This is a genomic window from Pseudomonas sp. HY13-MNA-CIBAN-0226, assembly GCF_040310305.1.
Taxonomy (GTDB): domain Bacteria; phylum Pseudomonadota; class Gammaproteobacteria; order Pseudomonadales; family Pseudomonadaceae; genus Aquipseudomonas; species Aquipseudomonas gregormendelii.
The window spans coordinates 1-259 of sequence record NZ_JBEOPS010000382.1; the positions used below are offsets into that span (position 1 = coordinate 1).

The 259-nt window shown below is 49.8% G+C and carries 1 pseudogene; it reads left to right on the forward strand.

Features of this window, described 5'->3' with window-relative positions:
* A pseudogene (locus AAEZ05_RS29195) lies at nucleotides 1-259 on the forward strand (amino acid permease); the annotation flags it as partial.

The window sequence follows — 259 nt, forward strand, 5'->3', positions numbered from 1 at the left end:
GCGTAGTAATTTACACCCTAGTCGGTTTCGCGGTGTCTAGTAATCTATCTCTTGCTGAAATTATTGAAACCAAAGATTACTCTTTGGCTGCCGCCGCACGCCCAGCACTTGGCGACTATGGTCTATGGTTCACAGTAGCAATCGCAATGGTAGCTACCGCTGGTGGTCTCCTTGCTAGTATCTTTGCAGTCTCTCGTATGCTCGCTATGCTAACCGAAATGAAGCTGGTACCCCACCGTCATTTGGGGATGCCAGGCAG